This window comes from Dechloromonas sp. TW-R-39-2 (assembly GCF_016864195.1).
In the GTDB taxonomy this organism is placed as follows: domain Bacteria; phylum Pseudomonadota; class Gammaproteobacteria; order Burkholderiales; family Rhodocyclaceae; genus Azonexus.
Genome location: NZ_CP045202.1, coordinates 1,666,610 through 1,681,691 on the forward strand (window position 1 = coordinate 1,666,610; position 15,082 = coordinate 1,681,691).

The following is a 15,082-nucleotide window of genomic DNA, read 5'->3' on the forward strand; positions in this document are numbered from 1 at the left end:
CTCAGGCCGTCAGGCAGGCCGAGGCTGCATCCGGTTTCATGATCTGAAAGCCCAGCTTGGTCCGGCCGCGCAAGCGGAGCAGCGCTTTGTCCTTGCTGACCAGGATGTCGGCACCGCAGCGGGCGGTGAGTTCGAGGAACTTCTGGTCGTCGCGGTCCTTGCAGCGCGGCAGTGGTGGGGCTTCGCCGGGTGGGACAAGCTTGATCAGCGCGCTGTAGCGTTGATAACGCTCGACGATCATTTCCGGCGTCAATTTGAGTTGCGGGTAGGTCAGCACCCGCTGGAGTTCGTCGAGCGTTCGCTCGTCGGCGAAGCATTCGATCCGGCCGGCCTCCAGCGCGGCCATGATCGGCACGGCATCGAGGTTGGCCCAATGGAAGAGATCGAGGACGACGTTGGTATCGAGGACTAAGCGCAGCATGGGGCGGATTATAATGCGCGACTCTTCAGCGCCTTGCCCGGATTACCTTTCATGTCCCGTATTATTCTCGCCCCGATGGAGGGGCTCGCCGACAATCTGCTGCGCGGCGTGCTGACCGATATCGGGGGCTACGACTGGGGCATCTGCGAATTTGTCCGGGTTTCCAACAGCCTGCTGCCGGTCAAGACCTACCAGCGGATTTGTCCGGAACTGCTCAACGACGGCAAGACCCAGGCCGGGACGCCGATGCGCGTCCAGTTGCTTGGCTCCGATCCGCACTTCATGGCGGCGAATGCTGCCCGTCTGGTGACGCTCAATCCGGCCGGGATCGATATCAATTTCGGCTGCCCGGCGCCGACGGTCAATCGGCATCGCGGCGGCGCCGCCTTGCTGGGCGAGCCGGAGCTGCTCCATGCCATTGTTTGCGCGGTGCGGGCGGTTGTCCCGGTCGACATCCCGTTTACGGCCAAAATGCGGCTCGGCATCAACGACACCAGCAAGGCCGTCGAATGCGCCCAGGCGCTCGAAGCCGGCGGCATCGACGAACTGATCGTACATGGCCGGACCAAGGTTGACGGCTATCGGCCGCCGGCGCGTTGGGAATGGATCGATACCGTGCGCAACGCGATCGGTATTCCGCTGATTGCCAACGGTGAGGTGTGGACCGTCGAGGATTTTCGCAATTGCCAGGTGGCGACCGGTTGCCAGGACATCATGATCGGGCGCGGGGCGATTGCCGACCCCTTGCTGGCCCGGCGTGTGCGCGGCGATCAGGTTGGCGGCTGGGAAGAAGTCCAGCCCGGCGTCGCCGCCTACTGGCTCGGCGTACGCCAGAAAGTCGTGCCGGGCCATGCCGGCGGGCGGATCAAGCAGTGGCTGGCGCTGCTCCGGCGCAATTATCCTGAAGCCGGTGCGTTGTACGACGTGCTGCGCCCGATCAAGGAGGCTGGCGATATCGATACGGCGCTGCTCGCGGCCGGTGTTTTAAAGGAAAGGCCGCAGCTCGGATGAACCCGGAAAGCACAGGCAACTCGCGCTTCATCAGCAGCGCCCAGGAAGGCCCGCACCGCGATCTCGAAGCGCTGCTCGCCCGCCATATGGCGCACCCGTTTCGCAAGCCGATACTCGACTACAACCGCGCAGCCTACGCTGCGGCGATGGCGGCACGTGATGCCTGGCGGCCGGATGCGCCGCTGATCCTCGATGCCGGTTGCGGTGTCGGCTGGAGTACGCAACGCATTGCCGAGACTTATCCCGATCATTTTGTTTTTGGCGTCGATCAGTCGGTCGACCGCATCAGTCGCGGCAAACCGCTGCCGATGCCGGCCAATGCCGTGCTGATCCGGGCTGATCTGGTCGATTTCTGGCGTCTTCTGGCCGAGAGCGGCGTGCGTCTGGCGCGCCACTACAATCTTTATCCCAACCCCTGGCCGAAAATCGGGCATCTCGCCCGGCGCTGGCAGGGCCATGCCGTTTTTCCCGTCTGGCGCGAGCTGGGCGGCGAAATCGAGTGCCGCAGCAACTGGCACATCTATATCGAGGAAATGGCCTTGGCGCTGACCCAGCTGACCGGCCAGCCGGTCGTCGCCGAGCCGTGGCAGACGGCTGACCCGATGACGCCGTTCGAGAAAAAATATCTCGCTTCCGGTCACGAACTATGGCGCTGCCGGGTTTCGCTGAAATGAGTGTTTGCCAGAGCTGTGGCGCCTGCTGCGCCGCGTTTCGCGTCGATTTTCATCCGGCTGAACTGGCCGGTGGCAATTTCGCATGGGATGGCGGCGTTCCCGTCGACATGACTGTCAGGCTGACGCCGAACATGGTCCGCATGTGCGGCACCGATAGCGCCGCCCCGCGCTGCGTCGCACTGGCCGGCGAAATCGGCCAGCAGGTGAATTGCACCATTTACCACGGTCGACCGTCGCCTTGCCGCGAATTCGATGTCGAGCACGCCGCCTGCAACCGGGCGCGCCAGCGTCACGGGCTGGCCCCGCTGTAAACGCAGGGCAGCAGCGAAGCCGCTTGTCCGGTTGCTTCGCTGCGCCTCCCGTGAGCCGGGTTAAAGCCGGCCGAGCTTGCGATACAGGGTGTTGCGGCTGATCCCCAGTTGCCGGGCCGCCGCGGAGATGTTGCCGCCGGCTGCTTCGAGGGTACGTTGCGCAGCGAGGCGGCCGATTTCTTCAAGACTGCCTGCGCCTTGCTCGACCGGGGCGGTCGGACTGGGTTGGCTGACTGAAGCTGCCGGGCTTGGCTTGCTGTATTCCTGCTCGAACAATTCCTCCGGCAAATGGCTGGGGGTGATCAGGATTTCGTCGTCGTCGAGCAAGGCAATGCCGACCCGGATAACGTTGAACAACTGGCGGATGTTGCCCGGCCAGGTGTATTGCTCGATAGCCCGCAGGGCGTCTTCGGAGAACTTGACCGGCGCCCGGCCGCTACATTCGGCAGCGGCAATCTTGCTGACCATCTGGCGAATGTCGGTTCGTTCGCGCAGGGCCGGCAGCGTGACGCACATGCCGTTCAGCCGGTAGTACAGGTCTTCGCGGAAAGTGCCGCGGGCGACTTCTTCGCGCAGCTTGCGGTGCGTGGCGCAGACCAGCGAGATGTCGACCTGGATCGAGCGCGTGCTGCCAAGCGGCGTGACACAGCGTTCCTGCAGCACGCGCAGCAGCCGGGCTTGCAGATTGAGCGGCATGTCGCCGATTTCGTCGAGGAAGAGGGTGCCGCCGTGGGCCTGCTGGATCTTGCCCGGTGCGCCTTCCTTGCGGGCGCCGGTGAAAGCGCCGCCCTGGTAACCGAAGAGTTCCGATTCGATCAGGGTTTCCGGAATCGAGGCGCAGTTGAGTGCGACAAACGGCTCGCTCTGGCGCGGACCGCTGTTGTGAAAGGCCTTGGCGAACATTTCCTTGCCGGCACCCGATTCGCCTTGAATCAGAATCGGAATGTCGCGGCCGAGGATGCGCCGCGAACGATCGATTGCAGCCTGCAGGCGGGTATCGCCGGTGTTCAGGGTGTCGAGCGTGAGCTTCGGCGGAGCAACGGTCTCGGCGCGCCGGGGAGGGCGTATCGCCGGCGCTTCGTCGTAGACCCGGCCGGCCACCGTCTGTGGCGGCAACTGGCCGCGCAATTGGAGGTGCAGAGCGCGGCCATTGACCTTGATTTCGCAACTGGCCTGCGGGTGGTTGCGCAAGCGGTCGACCAGTGCCGACAGGTTGCTCTCGAAAACCATTGAGAAATCGCGGCGCACGGCGTCGACCTGGCGGATGCCGAGGATATCGGTGCCGTTGCGGTTGATCGCCAGCACCTGGCCATCCGGTGAAACGGCGGCCAGGCCTTCTTTCGGGCTGCCGAGGTAATCGGCCCGTTCGTGGAAGCAGACGATGATGTCGCGGGCGTGGATCGATTCGAACAGGCGTTTTTCGACAATCAGCGAAGACAGCCGGACCAGGCCCAGCGTATGGCGCTGTGGGGCGCGGTAATCGCCGGAAATGTCGAGGACGCCGATCAGCCGGCCGTCCGGCCCGAAGATCGGGCTGGCGCAGCAGGTCAGGAAACCATTGCTTTCAAGGAAGTGTTCGCCGCCCAGTACTTCAATCGGCGTTTCTTCGAGCAATGTCGTGCCGATGGCGTTGGTGCCGCGCTGGTTTTCATCCCACGACGCACCAGCGGCCAGCGCCACACGGTCGGCCCGGTCGAGAAACTCGGCATCGCCGACGGTTTCCAGGAGCAGCCCGTTGGCGTCGGCCAGGATGACCATGCTGCCGGATTCACGGATGTGCTCGAAAACATGCTCCATGATCGGCCGACCCTGTTGCAACAGGTAGCGGTTGCGATCCTGTTCGGTTTTCAGGGCCATCCGGTCGAGTGCTTCGACAATCGGCAGGGCATTGTTTTCGGTCAGGCCGAAGCGTCGGCAACGTTCCCACGAACGGACGATTTGTTGCGTGACCAGCCCGTCGGGCACGCTGCCCTGTTCGAAAAATAGCTGCCTGGCCTGACGCAGTCGCAAATCATGCGTCTCGGCCGGAAGTTGTACTTGTCCCATCTCTCCTCCGGTGTCCCAAAGTCTGCTTTTTGTATTTTTTGTTTCATAACGATGCACCTGACTATTTTGTCAGCAATGTGCTCAAAGCTGTTCAACAACAGTACAGCAATTGACGTGCCAAGCCTTGTTTCAAATGCGCTGTTCTGACCATCTTGTCCCAGTTTCGTTCCTCGGCAGCGAATTGATGACTTTTTTAGCGACCTGGCACAGGCCTTGCAGACTGCCCGGTACAGGGGAGCTTCCCAGTCATTAATAAAGGAGACATTGTGAAAAAGAATTTGCGACATTTCGCGGCCCTGGCCGTTGTTCTGGCTATCGGCGCGGCGGCGCCCCAGGTTTTTGCCCACGGTGATGTGGTGCCGCAGGCGGTCGATACGACCGGCCTGAAGAATCTGGGTGCTGATTTCCTGGCGAGCAATCCGTACCGCAAGGACAAAACGGCGATTCGTATCGGCGACTCCGCATTCAACCAGAATTGTGCCCGTTGCCACGGTCTCGGCGCCATTTCCGGTGGTATTGCGCCGGATCTGCGTTTCCTGCCACTCGGTGATGAGGGCGATGAAGTTTTCCTGCAGCGTATCCGCAAGGGCGCGGTGCGCGACGGTCGTGTCTACATGCCGCCGTTCGAAGGCACGCTGAGCCAGGAGGCCATGTGGGCGATTCGTACCTGGCTGGAAACTGTCCATGAAGACTGATCGCCGCCTCTGGCTCAAGGCGCTGGCCGCCTTGCCCATCGCCGCTGCCGTTCCGGCCCGCGCCGATGGCCTCGAAACGATACGTCAGCGCGGTCGGCTGCGGGTCGCCATCTATAACGATTTCCCGCCTTACGGTCAGGCCGGCGGCAAGGGGATCGATGCCGATATCGCCCGGGCCATCGCTGAAAAGCTGGGCCTGGCACCGGAAATCGTCGGCTTCAATGCCGATGAGGACATGAACGACGACCTGCGCAATATGGTCTGGAAGGGGCATTACCTCGGTACCCAGCCGGCCGATGTGATGATGCATGTGCCGGTCGACGAGCATCTGGCCAAAGCCAACGACAAGGTCCGCATTTTTGGCGCGTATCACCGCGAAACGCTGGCGCTGGCACGCGATCCGGGGCGCATTCAGGTGCTGTCCGGTTCGGCGGCGATGGCGCTGGAAGTGTTTACCCGCGAGAAAATCGGGGTTGAAACGGCATCGTTGGCCGATTCTTTCCTGCTCAGCGTGCTGAACGGCCGTTTGCGTGAAAACGTGGTGCATTTCAGCAATGTCGGCGAGGCGGCGAAAGCGCTGGCGGCTGGACAGGTGGCGGCGGTTCTCGCCCCGCGCGGCGAATTGGAAGGGGCGCTGAAAGACAATTCCCGGCTGGTACTTGAAACGCCGAAGATGGCCGAGTTGAAGATCGAAGGCTGGCCGCTCGGCATGGCGGTCAAGGCTGAAGAGCAGGCGCTGGCCGAGGCTGTCGGCGGCGCACTGGCCGAATTGAAGCGCAACGGTACTGTGGCGGCGATTTTCAAGCGCCACGGCATTTCCCATCTGCCTGCCTGAGGTTGCCATGACTCATCGTTTGCTTCCCGTGGCCGTCTGGCTGCTGGTCTTTTGCTCTGCGGTGCAGGCCGGTCCGCTGGCTTATGTGCCGAATGAAAAATCGGCCAGCATCAGCCTGATCGATACGGCTGATGACCAGCGTCTGCGTGATATTCCCATCGGCCAGCGACCGCGCGGTATTGCCGGCGATGCGCAGCGGCTCTACCTGACGGACGGCAAGACCGGCAGTCTGCTGATTGTCGACAAGCGTTCCGGCCAGCTGGAACGCACGGTTCGGGTCGGCGATTCGCCCGAAGGCGTCAGTCTTTCAAGCGACGGCAAACTGCTCGCCGTGGCGGTCGAGGACGATAACAGCGTTGTCTTGCTGAGCGCACCGCAGGGCAAGGAAATGGCGCGCATCAAGGTGCAGGGAAAAAATCCGGAGCATGCCGTGTTCAGCCCGGATGGCCGCTGGCTCTACGTCAGTGCCGAAGAGGCGGAGCAGGTCGATGTAATCGATGTCGCGGCGCGGCGTCAGGTGGCCAGCATCGCGGTTGGCAAACGGCCGCGGGGCATCGCTTTCCTGCCCGATGGGCGTCGGGCCTATGTCGCCAGCGAACTGGCCGGCAAGGTCTATGTGATCGATGTTGCCGAACGGCGTGTGCTGGCTGAAATCGTCGCCGGCCAATATCCCAACGGTGTCGCGGTCCACCCCGATGGAAAGCGGATTTTCGTTTCGAATGGGCGCGACCCCAGCGTGATGGCGATCGATGTGGCGAGCAATGCAGTGGTGGCCACGGTGGAAGTTGGCAAACGGCCATGGAATATGGCGCTGACGCCGGATGGCAGCAAACTGTATGTCGCCAACGGGCGGTCGAACAGCCTGTCGGTCATCGATACCGCCAGCTTCACCCGCTTGCGGGATGTCGAGGTTGGCGAATTGCCCTGGGGAGTGACTATCCAATGAGTATCCAACGTTATAGCTGGCAGGCCATGGCGCTGCATTGGGCGCAGGCGATCCTGATTGCCTGGTTGCTGTGGCTGGGCTGGACGATGACCGATCTGCCCAAGGGGGCAGAACGCAGCGCGGCGTATGGCTTGCACAAGTCGCTTGGCTTGCTGGCCTTGCTGGTGCTCGCCGTGCGTCTTTTCTGGCGTCGGCGCAATCCACCGCCGCCGGCGCTGGCTCAGGGGCGTGAAGCCTATCTGGCGACAGCGACGCACCACGCACTCTATGCCTGTCTGTTGCTTGCGCCGCTGGCCGGCTATCTGGCCTCATCCTTTACGCCTTATGCGATCAAGTTTTTCGGCATCGAAACGCCGCGGCTGTTCTGGCAGGACGAAGTGCTGAATGGCGTTTTCAAGCAACTGCACCTGGTTCTCGTCTGGTCAATGGCCGGCTTGATCGCACTGCATATTGCCGGGGCAATCAAACATGCGCTAATGCGCGACGGAACGCTGGCGCGCATGCTGCCCGAAAAACTGTTCCATAAATGAACACCTGCTCCAGCCTGGAGCGATTGTTCCGCTGACCCAGGACACCAAGTGCGCCACTAGATTTTCAGGCGCACTTGTTTTGGGGCGACACCGAAATGGCGCCGGAAGGCTGTCGAAAAATTGGCCTGGCTGCTGTAGCCGGCAATTTCGGCGGCGCGGGCAACACTGATGCCGCTTTGCTGCAATTCGGCAGCCGCGTGTTGGAGCCGGCGTTGGCGCCGGTAGTCGAAGATGGTCTGGCCAAAGGCCAGACGAAACTGCTGCTGCAGCGTATTCGGATTGCAGCCCATTTCCTGGGCGATGGCTGTCAGATCAAGATGGTTGGCCGCTCCGCTATCAAGAAATTGCTGCAGGCGGCAGATCCTCTGGTATTCACCCGGGCGTAGCCCGGCTGGAGCTTCTCGTGGCTGGCTGTCGGCCTGGGCGAGGGCCTCGGCAACCAGTTCGAGGGCGCGGCTTTCCTGGTAAAGAGCGTGCATTGGACCGGTAAATGAACTTGGCCGAACCAATTGTTCGGCAATCCCGATGGCACGGGCCGAAGGCTGCCAGCTGCGGATCGACAAATGAGGTTTGAACGGTTCCGGATCAATCCCGGCTGAGGCAAACCAGTCGGCGGTCAACGTGATGACGACCATGCGCTCGCGAGTGCCGGCCCGGCTGCATCGTTTGAAATCCTCAGCTTGGCTCAGTGTGACGATAGCGCCGCGCGGTGTTGCGCTGCTGCCTTGGCCGGCATCGAGCGGCAGCGGTGTGCCGCCGAAACTGACTTCGGCATTCCCTTCCAGTTTGAGCAGCACCTTGATTCCGGGCTGGAGTAATGGAAAGTGGACCGTCATGTCGTGCAGATGGGTGACATTCGTGCAATGCAGAAAAAACCCCTCGCGTAGCCGGTCAAGGGAGAAGCTGCCTTCAAGTACGGCTGCGTCGGCTGCTTGTACCTTGCTCTCCGCCTGATGGCCTCGACCGATGCGTTGGCTCAGCGCGACCAGATCAATCACCGCGCTTGATGGCAATGAGGCCGGCTGTCCTGGATTGAATGGAGGCGGGTAAATTTTCTTGGCGGCAAACATCTTTGTTGTTCTCGCAAACAAATGATTTGAAGGTTTTTGCGATACTAGCGCCCTTTGTTACAAATGAAAACTATTCGCAATTGACCGATGGGTATTTATCGGCGTTTGCTTTTCAGAGGGGTTCTGCATGCAGTCAGTAGGAAATGATGTATCGCGTATCAAGCCGGTCGCACTGGCCTTGTTGGGGATTTTTTCACTATCGGCATTGGCGGCCGACGAGCAGACGCTGGCCCCGATGGTGGTGAGTGAAAAAATGGTCCCGGAGGCAACTTCAGTGATCCTGAGCGACGCTATCGTCAAGCGGGCCGCCCGTAATTTGCGTGAAGTCCTGCAGGATGAGCCGGGTGTCACCGTGGGTGGTGGACCGGCGATTGCCCAGAAAGTCTATGTTCGCGGTGTCGAAGACACGATGTTGAGCACGACGCTCGACGGTGCGCCACAAACTGGCCGGGCTTTTCATCACCAATCGCGCTTGATGATCGATCCGGATCTGGTCAAGCAGGTCGAACTGGATCGGGGCAGCTCGGCGGCCAGTGCCGGGCCGGGCGCGCTGGCCGGTTCGCTGCGCATGACGACCAAGGATGGCCGCGATCTGCTGCGCCCGGACCAGAAGCTGGGCGGCATCGTCCGTGGCGGTGTTTCGTCGAACAACGGTGAACGTTTCGGTGCTTCGGTGTATGGTCTGGCCGGCGATGATTTTGATTTCCTGCTCTCCGGCAATCAAAACAATACCGATGATTACAAGGACGGCAACGGCAAGACGCAGGTCAACAGTGGCTCGACGCAAAAGAGTGGCTTGGCCAAATTCAACTGGCGGATGGCGCCGGGGCATAGCCTGGCGGTGGGCTACCAGGCCGTGCAGGATGAAGGCGTTCGTTTCCTGCGACCGAACATGTGGGGGCTGGGGGCCAATAATGGCCCGGCAATGCCGCAAAAAAGCGAGCGCGATACGCTGACGGCAACCTATCGCTACGATGGCAGTGGTAGCGCACCGGCTGTCGAATTGAATGTTTTCTCGGACAAAATGACGGTCGAGCGGACAACGCCGACAACGCAAACACGCTTCAACAAACCGGCTGGTTACACCTGGGGCGAGCAGATCGATGCGCAGGGTGCCAATCTGTTGCTGACTTCGAAACTGGGTGGGGCGACCTTCCGTTACGGCTTGAATCATCATCGCTTCGAGTCGCACGCGATTAATTCACGACCGGTTGACAAGACCAGTACCGGCAACGAGAAAAGCGGTGTCAGCGGTCTGTTCGTCGAGGGGGACATGCCGCTTGCCGATCGCTTCATCATCGGCGCAGGCGCCCGTTACGACTGGTACAGCTACACCGATAACCACAATCAGAATCTCTCCAGCAATGGCCTGAGTCCCAGTGGCAGTTTGACCTGGCTGGCCACCGACGCACTCAGTTTCCGCGCTGCCGCATCGCGAACGATGCGCGGGGCCGGGTTGAAGGAGGCTTTCTTCATCGATAGCACGACCTGGAAGAACGATCCGAACCTAAAGGAAGAAAAGGCCAGCAACTACGAGCTTGGTTTCAACTACGGTAGCGGCCCGTGGAGCCTGAAGGGTTCCATCTTCCGACTAAACATCGAGGACTTCATCACGACCGGTACCGGCACCTACATCACCAATGTCGGCGATATGGTCTCGAAGGGTTACGAACTGGGCGGTGGCTGGCGCAGTGGTGCCTTCCGCGTCGGTGCCAGTGTGGCCCATGCCAAGCCCAAGCTGAATGGCTACGACCTCAGCGAAACCAACGATGGCCTCGGCGTATCGACCGGCCGTAGCTGGAGTTTCAATGCCGGCTACGACATTGCGGCGTGGAATCTCGATCTTGGCTGGACCAGCCGCCTGGTCGAGGAGCACAAGTACACCGATTTGACGAAGGTCGAAAAGTCGAAGGACGGCTACGCGGTGCATGACATCTACGCCAACTGGCTGCCGCTCGGCAAGGACCGTATGCGTGTCACCTTCAGCGTGCGCAACCTGTTCGACAAGTTCTACTACGATCAGGGGACCTACGCTTACCTGAGCAACACCGGCAGCACGGTTTATTACGGCTATGCCGAACCGGGCCGCGACGTTCGCCTCGACCTGAGCTGGAAGTTCTGACCCTTTCCAATAGTGACAGCCTCCGGCTTTGCAGCCGGGGGCTTTTGCATTTTTCGGCACGCTTAATGGGTATTTCCATGTCTTTACTTTCCGCTGACACGGCTCGCCTGTGCCTGCGCATCCTGGCCGCCGCGTTCGGCGGCTACGCCCTGTGCTGGGCGATTTTCTACTCGTTGTGCCGCTGGCTGCCTTATGAAAAGGCCACCGTCTGGTACCTGACCGGCCAGTTGGCGCCGCTGCCTTTTGTCGGCGTCCTGCTCTGGGCCTTCGTCAGCCGGTCGGTCTGGCGGGCGCTGGGCTGGCCGCTGCTCTGGGCGGCCGCCATTGCCTTGTTCGGGGGGCTGGCATGAATGCGCTCGGCAAGGCGCTGCTCGGGCTGCATGCCTGGGGCGGCATGGTCTTTTCGTGGTTGTTGGTGCCGATTTTCGTCGCCGGCAGCCTGGCTGTCTTCGAGCCGGAAATCAGCCACTGGATGCGGCCGGAAGTGAAATTTGCCGATTTTTCGCAGTCGACCGCAGCCATGCTCGGCGAGGCCCGCCTGCGCGAGGTCGGGGCCGACGCCGCCGTCTGGCGGCTGCGCCTGCCCAACGAGCGGGCGCCGAGCATTGGCATTGGCTGGGGCAAGAACCCGCGCGCCCTGCAGGAAGAAACCCTCGATGCGGTCAGCGGCCAGCCGCTGCAGATCCGGGCCACCAAGGGCGGCCATTTGTTCACCGACCTGCACGCCGAGTTGCTGCTCGACACGTCGGGCAAGTGGATTGTCGGCGCCATCGGCATCTTCATGCTGGCGGCGCTGGTTTCCGGTGTGCTGATCCATCACCGCATCCTGCGCGACTTCTTCACCCTGCGGCCGCGCGCCAACCGCCGCCGGGCCTGGCTCGACGTCCATAACCTGGTCGGTGTCGCGACCTTGCCCTTCCTGCTGATGATCACCTACACCGGCGTTGTCATCCTCGCCGAAGCCTTCATGCCGGCCGCCACCTACGCGCTCTACGAGGGCAAGCCGCGCGCCAACCGGGCCGAGGTGCTGAAATCCTTCGAGCGCAAGGCGAGCGGCGAAGCGGGCCGGTTGCGGCCGTTGGCCGAACACCTTGCTGCCGCCGAGCGCGAACTGGGGGCGGGCACGATCAGCAACCTGCTGATCCGCAACCCCGCCGACCGCAACGGCCTGGTCCAAGCTTATCGCCATGTCAATGACCGGCTGTCGGCGGTGGCCGACCATGTCACCTTCGATGCGGTGAGCGGAGAAGTGTTCGGCAAGCAGGTGGACTGGAACCCGATGGCCTACGCCTACCGGGCGCAGGTCGGCCTGCATGTCGTGCATTTCGGTGGCTCGGCGCTGCGCTGGCTGTATTTCGTTTCCGGCCTGCTCGGCGCGGCGATGATGGCGGCCGGCACCGTACTTTTCCTGCGCAAGCGCCGCCAGCGGCATGGCGCCGAGCCCAGCCAGCGCTGGCTGGAAGCATTCGGTATCGCCTCGGTCAGCGGCGGCCTGCTCGCCTGTCTCGGCTATTTCTGGAGCAACCGGCTGCTGCCGGTGGCGCTGGATGGCCGGGCCGGCTACGAAGTGGCCGCCTTTTTCGCCGTCTGGATTGCGGCGCTGGCCCATGCCGGCTGGCGCGGCCGGGCGGCGTGGTGCGAGCAGTTCATGCTGGCCGGCCTGCTCGCTGTGCTGATCCTGCCGCTTGACCAGTTCACCGGCGGTGGGCCGGATGTCATGCGCCAGGGCTTCGATCTGGCCGCCGTGCTGCTCGGCGGCTTGTTGCTGATGATCGGCTGGCGCTTTTTCGGATGGGAGACCGAGCGATGATGCTGCTGTTTGTGCTGGCCTTGTTGCTGATCGTCGCCGGCATGGCCGGTCTGGCGCTCGGCATGGCGAGGCATTTCCAGGAAGTCTTCCGGCATCCGCCGGCGGCCGGTGTGCTGCACTGGTGGCGCGGCGCCGGCAGGGTGCTGCTCGGCCTGGCCCTGCTGCCCTGCATCGCCGGCTGGGGCGTGGCGATTGGCATCGTGCTGTGGAGTGGCCTGCTGGCCGCCGGGGTGATCGCGGTGGCGCTCTATCTGGCGCAGGGGCGCTGAATGGCGGTCTCGCTACTGGACGCTTACTGCGGTCGACCTCTCCAAAAACTCGAAAACGGCCAGGCAGGTTTTCGGGTAAGTTGATTTCCCAGGGCTGGGTGCTCACGGTTTTGATAGCATTTTTATACCCGGTTTCATAGCATTCCGGGTTATGCGCAACATCAAGCAATGGATGCCGGCAGTGGGCTATTCGTGGGCCGTTCTGGGAACGGCACTCGGCAGCCTGTTGCTCAGCCCCCTGCACAATCTCGTCGATCTGTCGAACGTGGCACTGCTCTACGTTCTGGCCGTCGTGCTGGTGGCGGTCACTTACGGCCGCGGGCCCGCGGTACTCAGCGCACTGTTCAGCTCGTTGTGCTACGCCTACTTTTTTGTCCCGCCGCATTTCTCGCTGGCGATCACCGAAGCCCAATATTTGCTGGCAACCGTCATCATGCTGGGTGTTGCCTTGATGGTTGGCCACCTGACGTCGCGCTTGAAGCGGCACGCCGATTACGCCGATCAGAAGTCCACGGAGAGCACCAAGCTCTACGAGTTGTCCCAGGCGTTGGCCAGTGCGACGACACCGGATTCGGTCATTGCGCTGGCTGGCCGGTTTTTTATCGATGCCCGCCTGGCACGGCAGGTCAGGGTGTTTTTGCCGGACGAATTCGAGGCTGCGGAAGACCCGGTGACTCCGGCTTTGTTGAAAAAGTGCGTGGATTATGGCCAGCTGCTTTCACGTCCGCTCGGGGCCGGGCATTTTTATGCCGTGATGCCGTTGACCGCAGCAAGTGGGGTTCAGGGTGTATTGGGTCTGGAGGTCGAGGCCCAGGTGCTCGGTTCGGAACAAGCCGTCGAATATATTGAAACGGTGGCATCGGTTATCGCCGTTGCGATGGAGCGATCGTTCTTTGCCGCCAAGGCGCGCGAAACCGAAATCAAGCACGCGGCCGAGGCATTGCGCAGCTCGATACTTTCGGCCTTGTCGCATGATTTGCGCACGCCGCTGACCGCGCTGGTCGGCATGGCTGAAGCGCTTGCCCTCGGTAAAGCCCCGGTCGAACGCCAGAAGCCCTTGCTCGAAGCGATCCGCAATCAGGCACTGTCGATCAGCCAGCAGATGACCAATCTGCTCGATATGGCCAAGCTCAGTGCCGGCAAATTCGAGCTCAATTCCGACTGGCAACCGATTGAAGAGGTGCTTGGGGCGACCCTGCAACAGGCGGAGTTTCAGTGGCCCAGCCGGAAAATCCGGGTGAGCATGGAGCCGGACCTGCCGCCGGTGAATATCGATGCGGTGCTCATTGAGCGCGTTTTGTGGAATCTGGTCGAGAACGCAATCAAGTATTCACCGGACCACGCCGAGATCGAAATAGGGGTCAAACGCAGCGATGAGCATATCGAGATCAACGTCTGCGACCACGGCTCGGGCATCGATTTGAGTCGACGGGAAGCGTTGTTCGAAGTCTTCCAGCGCGGCAAGGTCGAGTCCGAAGTGCCGGGCGTCGGTTTGGGGCTTTCGATTGCCAAGACCATTGTCGAAGCGCATGGCGGCAGGATTTCGGCACGTAACCGGAACGGCAGGGGAAGTTGTTTCCAGATTCAGCTGCCGCTCGGGAATCCTCCCGTTTTTGATGAAATGGACGACAGGGAATGAGCGAAATGGAAACCATCCTGATCGTCGAGGACGAACAGCAAATCCGAGAAGCCGTGGCCATGGCACTGGAGAGCGAAGGATTCCATGTGCGCCAGGCCGGAAGCGCCAGCCACGCAGCAGTGCAGGCGGCGACGCACAAGCACCAGCTGGTCATCCTCGACCTGGGGTTGCCGGACCGCGATGGCGTCGAATTCATTCGCGATTACCGGGCATGGTCGTCCACCCCCATCCTGATCCTCTCTGCGCGCAGCGAAGAGCGCAGCAAGGTCGATGCGCTGGATGCCGGCGCCGATGATTATCTGACCAAGCCTTTCGGCATTGCCGAATTGCTTGCGCGAGTTCGAGCCCTGCTACGCCGCCGCCAGTTCTCGCCCAACGATGAGCCGCAGGCCACGTTGCTGTTCGGTGAATACACGATTGATTGCGTCAATCGTAGCGTCACCCGGCATGGCCAGGCGATCCATCTTTCGCAGATCGAATATCGCTTGCTCGCCTTCTTCGCGGCCAATCCCGGCCGCGTCCTGACCCACCGCCACCTCCTGTCGCAAGTCTGGGGCGGGCAGGCGGTCGAAAACCCCCAGTACCTTCGCGTTTATGTCGGGCACCTGCGGCAGAAAATCGAAGACAACCCCACTCAGCCTCGCCACATCCTGACCGAAATTGGCGTTGGCTACCGTTTCCAACCCTGATTGCTTTCTTTCAT

Annotated in this window: 16 protein-coding genes; 13 read left to right on the forward strand and 3 right to left on the reverse strand. The window is 61.8% G+C overall.

The features are described 5' to 3' along the window. Position 1: 1 nt before the first annotated feature. Entirely contained in the window at positions 2-421 is a 420-nt protein-coding gene (locus tag GBK02_RS07945) for a putative toxin-antitoxin system toxin component, PIN family (RefSeq protein WP_203469191.1), read from the reverse strand. 51 nt (positions 422-472) lie between these two features. Here GBK02_RS07945 and GBK02_RS07950 point away from each other — a divergent pair, with 51 nt between their 5' ends. The 3 genes from GBK02_RS07950 to GBK02_RS07960 are packed head-to-tail and all read left to right on the forward strand — an operon-like array spanning position 473 to position 2,417. After that, positions 473-1,432, forward strand: coding sequence for a tRNA-dihydrouridine synthase (locus tag GBK02_RS07950; RefSeq protein ID WP_203469192.1), 960 nt, complete (start codon positions 473-475; stop codon positions 1,430-1,432). Beyond that, positions 1,429-2,106: a tRNA (guanosine(46)-N(7))-methyltransferase TrmB gene (locus tag GBK02_RS07955; protein WP_203469193.1), complete on the forward strand. Its 678-nt coding sequence runs from the start codon at positions 1,429-1,431 to the stop codon at positions 2,104-2,106. Before GBK02_RS07950 ends, GBK02_RS07955 begins: the two co-directional genes overlap by 4 nt. Beyond that, entirely contained in the window at positions 2,103-2,417 is a 315-nt protein-coding gene (locus GBK02_RS07960) for a YkgJ family cysteine cluster protein (protein ID WP_239003214.1), read from the forward strand. The genes GBK02_RS07955 and GBK02_RS07960 overlap by 4 nt, the downstream gene beginning before the upstream one ends. 60 nt (positions 2,418-2,477) lie before the next feature. On the opposite strand, the gene GBK02_RS07965 is transcribed toward GBK02_RS07960, so the two are convergent. Next, a complete protein-coding gene (locus GBK02_RS07965; protein WP_203469195.1) occupies positions 2,478-4,463 on the reverse strand; it encodes a sigma-54-dependent Fis family transcriptional regulator in 1,986 nt (661 codons plus the stop codon). Positions 4,464-4,729: 266 nt separating this feature from the next. Here GBK02_RS07965 and pedF point away from each other — a divergent pair, with 266 nt between their 5' ends. From pedF to GBK02_RS07985, 4 genes are read left to right on the forward strand one after another with little or no spacing between them, the layout of a single operon-like run. After that, positions 4,730-5,158: a cytochrome c-550 PedF gene (gene pedF / locus GBK02_RS07970; protein ID WP_239003215.1), complete on the forward strand. Its 429-nt coding sequence runs from the start codon at positions 4,730-4,732 to the stop codon at positions 5,156-5,158. Then, positions 5,148-5,993 (forward strand): ABC transporter substrate-binding protein, encoded by an 846-nt coding sequence (locus GBK02_RS07975; RefSeq protein ID WP_203469196.1) that lies wholly within the window; start codon positions 5,148-5,150, stop codon positions 5,991-5,993. The genes pedF and GBK02_RS07975 overlap by 11 nt, the downstream gene beginning before the upstream one ends. Before the next feature lie 7 nt (positions 5,994-6,000). Then, positions 6,001-6,939: a beta-propeller fold lactonase family protein gene (locus tag GBK02_RS07980; RefSeq protein ID WP_203469197.1), complete on the forward strand. Its 939-nt coding sequence runs from the start codon at positions 6,001-6,003 to the stop codon at positions 6,937-6,939. Next, positions 6,936-7,469 carry a cytochrome b gene (locus GBK02_RS07985; protein WP_203469198.1) on the forward strand — a complete coding sequence of 178 codons (534 nt, stop codon included), beginning with the start codon at positions 6,936-6,938 and terminating at the stop codon, positions 7,467-7,469. The genes GBK02_RS07980 and GBK02_RS07985 overlap by 4 nt, the downstream gene beginning before the upstream one ends. Before the next feature lie 56 nt (positions 7,470-7,525). Here the strand turns inward: GBK02_RS07985 and GBK02_RS07990 are convergent, their stop codons facing one another. Beyond that, positions 7,526-8,482, reverse strand: coding sequence for an AraC family transcriptional regulator (locus GBK02_RS07990; protein WP_203469199.1), 957 nt, complete (start codon positions 8,480-8,482; stop codon positions 7,526-7,528). Between the two features lie 184 nt (positions 8,483-8,666). On the opposite strand from GBK02_RS07990, the gene GBK02_RS07995 reads away from it, so the two are divergent. From GBK02_RS07995 to GBK02_RS08020, 6 genes are all read left to right on the forward strand, one after another. Then, complete coding sequence (locus GBK02_RS07995) at positions 8,667-10,661, forward strand: TonB-dependent receptor domain-containing protein (RefSeq protein ID WP_203469200.1); 1,995 nt, start codon at positions 8,667-8,669, stop codon at positions 10,659-10,661. A gap of 77 nt (positions 10,662-10,738) precedes the next feature. Next, positions 10,739-11,011, forward strand: coding sequence for a hypothetical protein (locus GBK02_RS08000; protein WP_203469201.1), 273 nt, complete (start codon positions 10,739-10,741; stop codon positions 11,009-11,011). After that, a complete protein-coding gene (locus tag GBK02_RS08005; RefSeq protein ID WP_203469202.1) occupies positions 11,008-12,471 on the forward strand; it encodes a PepSY domain-containing protein in 1,464 nt (487 codons plus the stop codon). The genes GBK02_RS08000 and GBK02_RS08005 overlap by 4 nt, the downstream gene beginning before the upstream one ends. Then, entirely contained in the window at positions 12,453-12,740 is a 288-nt protein-coding gene (locus tag GBK02_RS08010) for a DUF3325 domain-containing protein (RefSeq protein ID WP_203469203.1), read from the forward strand. Before GBK02_RS08005 ends, GBK02_RS08010 begins: the two co-directional genes overlap by 19 nt. A gap of 151 nt (positions 12,741-12,891) precedes the next feature. Next, entirely contained in the window at positions 12,892-14,379 is a 1,488-nt protein-coding gene (locus GBK02_RS08015) for a DUF4118 domain-containing protein (RefSeq protein ID WP_239003216.1), read from the forward strand. Next, positions 14,376-15,068, forward strand: coding sequence for a response regulator (locus tag GBK02_RS08020; protein ID WP_203469204.1), 693 nt, complete (start codon positions 14,376-14,378; stop codon positions 15,066-15,068). The genes GBK02_RS08015 and GBK02_RS08020 overlap by 4 nt, the downstream gene beginning before the upstream one ends. The last annotated feature ends 14 nt before the right edge of the window (positions 15,069-15,082 follow it).

What these genes read in the sequence shown, in the direction of transcription:
- GBK02_RS07945 (WP_203469191.1), bottom strand. Translation starts at nt 421, where the DNA reads ATGCTGCGCTTAGTCCTCGATACCAACGTCGTCCTCGATCTCTTCCAT.
- GBK02_RS07950 (WP_203469192.1), top strand. Translation starts at nt 473, where the DNA reads ATGTCCCGTATTATTCTCGCCCCGATGGAGGGGCTCGCCGACAATCTG.
- GBK02_RS07955 (WP_203469193.1), top strand. Translation starts at nt 1,429, where the DNA reads ATGAACCCGGAAAGCACAGGCAACTCGCGCTTCATCAGCAGCGCCCAG.
- GBK02_RS07960 (WP_239003214.1), top strand. Translation starts at nt 2,103, where the DNA reads ATGAGTGTTTGCCAGAGCTGTGGCGCCTGCTGCGCCGCGTTTCGCGTC.
- GBK02_RS07965 (WP_203469195.1), bottom strand. Translation starts at nt 4,463, where the DNA reads ATGGGACAAGTACAACTTCCGGCCGAGACGCATGATTTGCGACTGCGT.
- GBK02_RS07975 (WP_203469196.1), top strand. Translation starts at nt 5,148, where the DNA reads ATGAAGACTGATCGCCGCCTCTGGCTCAAGGCGCTGGCCGCCTTGCCC.
- GBK02_RS07980 (WP_203469197.1), top strand. Translation starts at nt 6,001, where the DNA reads ATGACTCATCGTTTGCTTCCCGTGGCCGTCTGGCTGCTGGTCTTTTGC.
- GBK02_RS07985 (WP_203469198.1), top strand. Translation starts at nt 6,936, where the DNA reads ATGAGTATCCAACGTTATAGCTGGCAGGCCATGGCGCTGCATTGGGCG.
- GBK02_RS07995 (WP_203469200.1), top strand. Translation starts at nt 8,667, where the DNA reads ATGCAGTCAGTAGGAAATGATGTATCGCGTATCAAGCCGGTCGCACTG.
- GBK02_RS08000 (WP_203469201.1), top strand. Translation starts at nt 10,739, where the DNA reads ATGTCTTTACTTTCCGCTGACACGGCTCGCCTGTGCCTGCGCATCCTG.
- GBK02_RS08005 (WP_203469202.1), top strand. Translation starts at nt 11,008, where the DNA reads ATGAATGCGCTCGGCAAGGCGCTGCTCGGGCTGCATGCCTGGGGCGGC.
- GBK02_RS08010 (WP_203469203.1), top strand. Translation starts at nt 12,453, where the DNA reads ATGGGAGACCGAGCGATGATGCTGCTGTTTGTGCTGGCCTTGTTGCTG.
- GBK02_RS08015 (WP_239003216.1), top strand. Translation starts at nt 12,892, where the DNA reads ATGCGCAACATCAAGCAATGGATGCCGGCAGTGGGCTATTCGTGGGCC.
- GBK02_RS08020 (WP_203469204.1), top strand. Translation starts at nt 14,376, where the DNA reads ATGAGCGAAATGGAAACCATCCTGATCGTCGAGGACGAACAGCAAATC.